Annotated in this window: 8 protein-coding genes; 2 read left to right on the forward strand and 6 right to left on the reverse strand. The window is 67.2% G+C overall.

What is annotated here, in order from left to right; all coding sequences use genetic code 11:
* Positions 1–1916, reverse strand: a 1916-nt coding sequence (locus DM816_RS38670) for a DEAD/DEAH box helicase (protein WP_117215460.1), incomplete at its 3' end; no start/stop codon positions are given.
* A gap of 93 nt (positions 1917–2009) precedes the next feature.
* On the opposite strand from DM816_RS38670, the gene DM816_RS38675 reads away from it, so the two are divergent.
* Positions 2010–2699: an HAD family hydrolase gene (locus DM816_RS38675; protein ID WP_117215454.1), complete on the forward strand. Its 690-nt coding sequence runs from the start codon at positions 2010–2012 to the stop codon at positions 2697–2699.
* On the opposite strand, the gene DM816_RS38680 is transcribed toward DM816_RS38675, so the two are convergent.
* The 4 genes from DM816_RS38680 to tatA all read right to left on the reverse strand — a co-directional run bounded on the left by DM816_RS38680 (position 2682) and on the right by tatA (position 5369).
* The gene (locus tag DM816_RS38680) at positions 2682–3503 is read right to left on the reverse strand and encodes a diacylglycerol kinase family protein (RefSeq protein ID WP_117215455.1); all 822 of its coding nucleotides are present in this window, start codon (positions 3501–3503) and stop codon (positions 2682–2684) included. The two genes, DM816_RS38675 and DM816_RS38680, sit on opposite strands and share 18 nt — an antisense overlap.
* Positions 3500–4090: a class I SAM-dependent methyltransferase gene (locus DM816_RS38685; RefSeq protein WP_211589039.1), complete on the reverse strand. Its 591-nt coding sequence runs from the start codon at positions 4088–4090 to the stop codon at positions 3500–3502. The genes DM816_RS38680 and DM816_RS38685 overlap by 4 nt, the downstream gene beginning before the upstream one ends.
* A 63-nt stretch (positions 4091–4153) precedes the next feature.
* Positions 4154–5020 carry a twin-arginine translocase subunit TatC gene (gene tatC, locus DM816_RS38690; protein WP_425455332.1) on the reverse strand — a complete coding sequence of 289 codons (867 nt, stop codon included), beginning with the start codon at positions 5018–5020 and terminating at the stop codon, positions 4154–4156.
* A 91-nt stretch (positions 5021–5111) separates the two neighbouring features.
* Positions 5112–5369 (reverse strand): Sec-independent protein translocase subunit TatA, encoded by a 258-nt coding sequence (tatA, locus tag DM816_RS38695; RefSeq protein ID WP_117215458.1) that lies wholly within the window; start codon positions 5367–5369, stop codon positions 5112–5114.
* A gap of 234 nt (positions 5370–5603) precedes the next feature.
* Between tatA and DM816_RS38700 the strand changes: the two genes are divergently transcribed.
* Positions 5604–6281: a hypothetical protein gene (locus DM816_RS38700; RefSeq protein ID WP_117215459.1), complete on the forward strand. Its 678-nt coding sequence runs from the start codon at positions 5604–5606 to the stop codon at positions 6279–6281.
* A gap of 46 nt (positions 6282–6327) precedes the next feature.
* Here DM816_RS38700 and DM816_RS38705 read toward each other — a convergent pair.
* The coding region (locus DM816_RS38705; RefSeq protein WP_211589040.1) for an NAD-dependent epimerase/dehydratase family protein at positions 6328–7326 on the reverse strand (999 nt) is incomplete at its 5' end.

Raw genomic sequence — 7326 nt, forward strand, 5'->3', positions numbered from 1 at the left:
CGCACCGGCGGGCGGTCGAGCTCGGCCGAGCGCAGGCGCGCGGCCAGATCCCGGCGCTCGGCCGGCGCGCGGTGGTTGAAGTGGCGCGGAATCCTCACCCGCCCAAGGCTTTTCACCGGTCCGCTGAACTCGCCCGCCGACACGCGCCCGGCCCACCGGTCCTCGGTGAGCACGAGCGGGCGCAGTTCGCCGAAGCCCACGTGGCCCGGGTCGAGCACGACGGCCAGACCCGCCCGGCGCCCCCCGGTGATCTGGATGACGTCGCCGACCTTGAGCTCCTCCAGCGAAGCGGCCACGGACGCGCGCCGCTCGTATTGCGAGGCGCGGGCGATCTCCTTTTCGCGCTCGCTGATCTTCACGCGGAGTGCGAAGTAAGAGGCGAAGTCGCCGTGGTCACACTCCATTTCGGCGTCATAGGACGCTAGGGTATCGGTGTTGCGCTGGACCTGCCGGGCGAGCCCGACCACCGACCGGTCGGCCTGAAACTGAGCGAACGAGGACTCCAGCAACTCCCGCGATGCTTGCGCCCCAACGGATCCCACGAGATTGACCGCCATGTTGTACGACGGCCGGAAGCTCGATCGCAGCGGATAGGTGCGCGTCGACGCCAGACCCGCCACGTGGCGCGGGTCCACCTCCGGCGTCCACACCACCACCGCATGGCCCTCGACGTCGATGCCGCGCCGCCCGGCGCGGCCGGTCAGCTGGGTGTACTCCCCCGGGGTCAGGTCGACGTGCGCCTCCCCGTTGAACTTGACCAGCCGCTCCAGCACCACGCAGCGGGCCGGCATGTTGATCCCCAGCGCGAGGGTCTCCGTCGCGAACACCGCCTTCACGAGGCCGCGCACGAACAGGTCCTCCACGACCTCCTTGAACATCGGGAGCATGCCCGCGTGGTGGGCGGCCAGGCCGCGCTCCAGCCCTTCGAGCCAGTCCCAGTAGCCCAGGGCGTGCAGGTCCTCCGACGGGATGTTGAGCACGCGCCGCTCCACGATCTGGCGGATCTCGACCCGCTCGTCGGGCGTGGTGAGCCGCAGCCCGGCCTGCAGGCACTGCTGCACGGCCGCGTCGCACCCCGCGCGGCTGAAGATGAACAGGATCGCGGGCAGCAGGCCCTCGGAGTCGAGCCGCTCCACCACATCGGATCGATAGGGTGCGATCTGGCGCTTGCGCCCGGCCGCCCGCTTCAGCGTGCCCAGCTCGACCCGGCGGGCCACCTCGCGGGTGTGGCGCAACAGCTCCGGGTGCACCTCGTGCGCCTTGGCCGCGTCGGCGTCGTGGAACAGGTCGAACATGCGCTTGCCCACCAGCATGTGCTGCCACAGCGGCACGGGCCGGTGCTCGCTGACCACCACCTCGGTGTGCCCGCGCACGGTCACCAGCCAGTCGGCGAACTCCTCCGCATTGGACACCGTGGCCGAAAGCGAAACCAGCGTCACCGATTCCGGCAGGTGGATGATGACCTCTTCCCACACGGCGCCACGGAACCGGTCCGCAAGATAGTGAACCTCGTCCATGACCACATAGGACAGGCCCTCCAGCGTGGACGAGCGCGCGTACAGCATGTTGCGCAGCACCTCGGTGGTCATGACGACCACCGGGGCGTCCCCGTTGATCGAGTTGTCGCCGGTGAGCAACCCGACCTTGTCCGCGCCGTGCACGGCGATCAGGTCGTGGAACTTCTGGTTCGACAGCGCCTTGATCGGTGTGGTGTAGAAGCACTTGCGGCCCTGCTTGAGCGCAAGATGCACGGCGAACTCGCCGACGACGGTCTTGCCCGCCCCGGTGGGGGCACACACCAGCACGCCGCTACCCCCCTCCAGCGCGGTGCACGCCTGCGCCTGGAAGGGGTCAAGCTGAAAGCCGAGGCCTCCCGCGAACTCGGTGAGCAAGGGGGTTGTTGCGCGCCTCGTCATACCGCCAAGGCTAGGCGACCATGACCAGCGTTCGCAGGTCGGTATCCTCATCGAGTGCATAGCCCAACGCAGGCAGGCGGTCTCCCAGGCAGGTTGGAAGCCGTTTTGTTCGACTTTCACGGCACGTTGGCTATGACCATCGACCCCGTGGCCTGGGTGACCGCGGCCGCGGCCGACTGTGGCGTGCCTCTTGATCATGGCCGGGCGACCGCGCTGGCCGACCGGATCGCCACGGCCGGTGGGCTCCCCGGAGTGGCCAAGCCGGCCCGGATACCGCCTCAATTGGCTGAATTCTGGGCCGATCGGGATCTGGACAAGCACGCGCACCGCGCCGCGTTCATCGGCCTGGCGGCATTGGTGCCCTCGGATGTGCCGGGGCTGGCCGAGGCGATCTACGAGCGGTGCGAGACAGTGCAGTGCTGGCAGCCCTACGCCGACGCGCTGCCGGCGATGACCGCGCTCTACGCGGCGGGAGTAAAGATCGCCATCGTGAGCAACATCGGCTTCGATATCCGGCCGCTGCTGGACGCGTGGGGCATGAGCGCGCTGTGCGACGCGGTGGTGCTTTCCTACGAGGTCGGCTGTATCAAGCCCGATCCCAAGATCTTCTGGCGGGCGTGCTCGACGCTGGGCGTGTCACCCGAACGGGCGCTCATGGTCGGCGACACGCCGGCCGACGCGGGTGCGGTGACGGCCGGGTGCTCGGCGCTGATCGTCGCCTCGGCCCAGGTGGGCGGGCATAACGGCCTGATGCGGGCCTACGCGCTAGCCCAGCAGGGTTAGCGCGCCGGGCTGCACGGTGATCGTGATCGGCAGCGGGCCGAGGCGCTCGCCGTCGGCGTAGCACACGATGTCGGGCGCATCGATGCTGATCTCGCGGACGCGGGCCTGGTGCACGGCCGGGTGCCGCACGTGCGTGCCCTGATAGATGCCCGGTTTGATGCGGACCAATGTCCTGCGTGACATCGGGTCGCCCCAGACCACGTGAAGCATGCCGTCGTTGGGGTCGGCGTCGGGGCAGATGCGCATGCCGCCGCCATACTGCGCGGTGTTGCCCACGGCCAGCAGCACGGCGTCGAGCTCGCACGGCACGCCGTCGAGCACCAGGTGGTAGCGGCGTGGGCGCAGCCGCATCAGTTCGAGCATGATCGCCACGTCGTAGCGGCGAGGGCCGCGCGGCCAGCGCATCCGGTTGCCGCGCTCGTTGACGATCGCGTCGAACCCGGCGGCGAGCACGGCACCGTACCAGATAATCCGACCGTCCACAGTGGTCACCCTGGCCAGATCCACCTGGCGCGTCTTGTTGCGCCGCAACGCTTCCGCGATCGTGTCGGCGGCAGCGAGCGGAGTGGGCGGCAGGCCGAAGCAGGCCGCCATATCATTTCCGGTACCCGTCGGGACGATGCCGAGCGGGACGCCCGTGCCCGCGACCGTCTGCAGCGCCCGGTGCACCGTGCCGTCGCCCCCGATGACCACGACCGCGTCGCCACCTTCGCCGTCGAGCTTTTGCAAACGCGTGAGCACGCGCGGCAGGTCCCGGGCATGCCTGCCCCGTCCGGCGTCCGGATTGGACAGTACCGTGATCACGCGCGGCCGAGCAGCACGAACTCGTTGTACTTGAACACCTTCCCGGCCAGCCGGGGCAACGGGAACGAGTACTGCTTCTCCACGGCGATCCCGGTGCGCCGCGCGATGTCGGCCGCCTCGGCGAAGCCCACGAACTCCACGTGCGTCTCGTCGCTGGCGTAACCGAGCTCCTGCGGCGTGATGAACACGACCTTGCCGCCGGGCTTGATGTAGGGCTTGTATTCCTCAACCAGCTTCACGGCCGTGTCGCGCGGCATGTGCTCCAGCACGTGGGAGACCAGCAGCGAGTCGAACCGGGCGGGGATCGCGTAGTCGCTGCTGTGAAACTCGTCCACGGTGAACCCGGTCATGCCCAGCGAGCGCACGTGCGCGATGGCTTCGGCGTTGTGGTCCACGCCCACGCCGTTGCCGTCCAGGTGCGCCAGATTGCGGCCGATCCCACAGCCCACGTCGAGCGTGAAGCCCAGCTGGAGCCGCCTCAGGTGCGCACGATAGGGCGCCTGCACATTGAGCACACGCTTCCACCACACGTCGCCGATCCGGTGCAGCCGCTGCGCGTAGTCGGCCCCTTCGGTCGAGGCTCCCATGCTTCGATTACCGCCCCTCATTGAAGTGTGTCGGGGGACATCCTAGCGATGTCCCCCGCGACATCACGTCATGTCGTCGTAGCGGCGCTCAAGCGGAGCGATGCTCGGCTCGATCGGCGGGCCCGCCTCGACCGGCTCCGGCTCGTAACCCTCCAAAGAGGACGTCTCGTCGTCGTCGAGACCCTCGTAGATCTCCTTGCCCCGGCCCTTGCGCCTGTCGTTGAGCATCGCGACACCGACCGTGATGAAGTACAACAGGCTCAGCACGCCCGCGAACAGCGACATGCCGAACGGCCCCGGGTCAGGGGTGGTCACGGCCGCGAATGCGAACGCCACGAACACCGCTACACGCCACCACTTGAGCATCCGCCTGCCCGTAAGCACACCGGCGAAGTTCAGCATGAGCAGGATCAGCGGGAACTCGAACGAGACCCCGAAGAGCAGGATCATCCCCGTCATGAAGGATGTGTACTTCGTGATCTCAAGCGTGCTCACGCCGGCGAGGCCGGACTCCATGAGGAACCCGAGACCCTTGCCGGCCACGAAGTATGCCAGGAATGCGCCCGCCGCGAACAACGGCGCCGCGAGAGCCACGAACCAATACGCCCACTTGCGCTCGTGCCGGTGCAGGCCGGGCGCGATGAACGCCCAGAGCTGATACAGCCAGACCGGCGCGGAGACGATGAGCGCCAGCCATAGCGCCACCTTCAAGCGGAGGATGAACGCATCGGCCGGGCCCAGCTGCGTGAAGGCGCAATCGGCCATCGTATCGATATTTCCCTTTTCGAGCAGAAGCTCGCAATAGGGTGCCTGCAGCAGGAGGAACACCGGCTTGGACAGGATGAAACCGACGACCAGGCCCACAGCCACGCCCAGCGCCGCCTTGAACAGGCGGTTGCGCAGCTCGCGGATGTGCTCCATGAGCGTCATGGAGCCATCCGCAGCTCGCTCGAACTGGCTGGGTTCGCGCCGACGTTTCAGGGGGATCTTCACGTCAGTGCCCCAACTCGGCTAGTCGTCGTCAGGGATGCTGGATCGGGTCGACCTTCGGCGCCGGCGAAGGCTGGTTGTCGGCCAGCGGCTTCTGCTCGGTCACCTGGGCGTCGGCCTTCTCGGCGACGCTGTCTTTGCTGTCGCTGGACATGCCCTTGGTCTCGGCCTTGAGGATGCGCATGGACCTGCCAAGCGAACGAGCCGCGTCCGGCAGCTTCTTCGCACCGAACAGCAAGACCAGCACACCGATCAACACGAAAATGTGCCACGGCTGGAGAACACCCATGATCGCTCCGTTGAAAGTCCATCGTTGAGTAACTGCCCTTGAAGTGTTGCCTGTCACGAACGGTAGCGTCAACGCGCCTCGCACCAGCGTGCAGGAATCTGCAGGGGCCGCCATGAGGTAACTTCGGGTTGACAAATACTCTGAGTCAAAGAAATGCTTGCCAAGGCCGCTGCCCCCCAATACGGGCTATAACGCCCAAACGCGGCCCCCTCAACGGAAAGGAACGCCCCTCGCATGATGGAGCAGGCTCAGCCCAATAGCCACAAGACGGCGCACCGCAGGCTGCCGATCCTGGACGAGACCGGCTTCGTGCAGCTGCGCGACTACGAAGGTGAGCTGAACCCGGCCGAATGGGAGTCGATGGAATACGTCGACTGGAAGAGCGGCGGCGACACCAACTTCGCGCCCATCGCCTCCGCCCTGGGCGACATGGAGTGCGCCGGCTTCTGGGACCACGGCAAGTCGGACAAGGACGGCGTGTGGACGGAGAACGCCGCCAAGTGCCCGACGCTGGTCAAGTGGACCGAGAAGATCGGCGCCCGCTACGGCCGGGTCCGCGTGATCAAGCTGGAGCCCAGCGCGTCCTACGAGTTCGCGGTCAACTGCCTGCATCAGGACGACAACAACCGGCTCAACCCCGAAAACGAGCCGTGGGTCGTGCGGGCGTGGCTCAACCTGACCGACGACACCGACAGCTACATGATTGTCCGCGAGGGCAAGGAAGATGTGGCCTCCGAGAAGCACATCCCGCTGCGCGCGGGCGCCCAGTTCGTGGTCGACACGCAGCGCCTGTGGCACGCGGTCTACCACAAGGGCGACAAGCCCCGCTACGCGCTCATCGTGAGCTTCGAGAGCGGTGACGACCTGCAGCGCTGGATCGACTCGCAGCTGCCGGTCAGCGTCAACGCCTGATCACGGCATGAAAAAGGCCCGGCTGAGCCGGGCCTTTTTCTGTCGGTCAGAGCCGGCCGTCGTGCACGGCCTGGGTCACCCACGGGATGACCTCGTCGAGCATCTCCTCCAGCGAGGTCGTGGCCTCGAACCCGAGCACCTCGCGGGCCTTGGTCACGTCGGGGACGCGCTTTTGCACGTCGTACTCGTACGGGTCGTCGGAGACCAGGCGCAGCGGCACGTCCGAGCCCTTGATCTTGCGCCAGATGACCTCGGCGAGCTGCTTGACGTTGGTCGACTCGGCGGTCGACAGGTTGAAGTCCTCGTTGGTCGCGGCCGGGTGCTCCAGCGTGTCGACGATGCCGCGCGCCAGGTCGCCGCCGTAGGTGTAGTGGCGGACCTGCTCCCCGTCGCCGAGGATGTGCAGCGGGTCCTGCCCCTTGATCACCTTTTGTACCAGGTCGGGCACGACGTGCGACATGGCGAGCTTCACGTTGCCCGACAGCACCTCGGCCTCGCCCAGCGCGCGGCCCTCACCGACGCCGACGCAGTTGAACGGCCGCACGATGGTGTAGGGCAGCTTGTACTGGTCCCAGGCCGCGCGCGCGTAGTACTCGACCGCGAGCTTCTGGAATCCATACGACGAAAGGGGCGGCGGGATCCTGCGCTCGTCGCCTTCCTTACTGGGCCAGTGCTCCGTCGACTCGAACACCATCGACGACGACACGTACGTCATCTTCTTCAGCGTGCCCGCCTTGTGCGCCCGGATCGCCGCGTCGCACGACGCCGCCATGATGCGCTCGTTGGTCGCCAGCAGGTCGTAGGCGTACGCGTGGAAGTACGAGATGCCACCGATCATCGCCGCGCCGGCGATGAAGTGGTCGCAGTCGGACAGCAGCTCGGAAAGCAGGTCGACGTCGCGGGCGTCACCCTCCACGAACCGGTAGTTCGGGTCCTTGTCGTAGCTCTTGGCCACGGGCCCGTACTTCGAGTAGTTGTCGAGGCCGACCACCTGATAACCGCGCTTGAGCATGTCTTCGACGACGTAGCCGCCGATGAAGCCCGC

Origin of the sequence: Allorhizocola rhizosphaerae (genome assembly GCF_003426775.1) — a bacterium.
Classification (GTDB): Bacteria; Actinomycetota; Actinomycetes; order Mycobacteriales; family Micromonosporaceae; genus Allorhizocola; species Allorhizocola rhizosphaerae.

Coding starts and splice junctions, on each gene's coding strand:
- tatA (WP_117215458.1), bottom strand. CDS start 5,369: ATGGGTGTTCTCCAGCCGTGGCACATTTTCGTGTTGATCGGTGTGCTG.
- DM816_RS38685 (WP_211589039.1), bottom strand. CDS start 4,090: ATGGGAGCCTCGACCGAAGGGGCCGACTACGCGCAGCGGCTGCACCGG.
- DM816_RS38700 (WP_117215459.1), top strand. CDS start 5,604: ATGATGGAGCAGGCTCAGCCCAATAGCCACAAGACGGCGCACCGCAGG.
- tatC (WP_425455332.1), bottom strand. CDS start 5,020: ATGACGCTCATGGAGCACATCCGCGAGCTGCGCAACCGCCTGTTCAAG.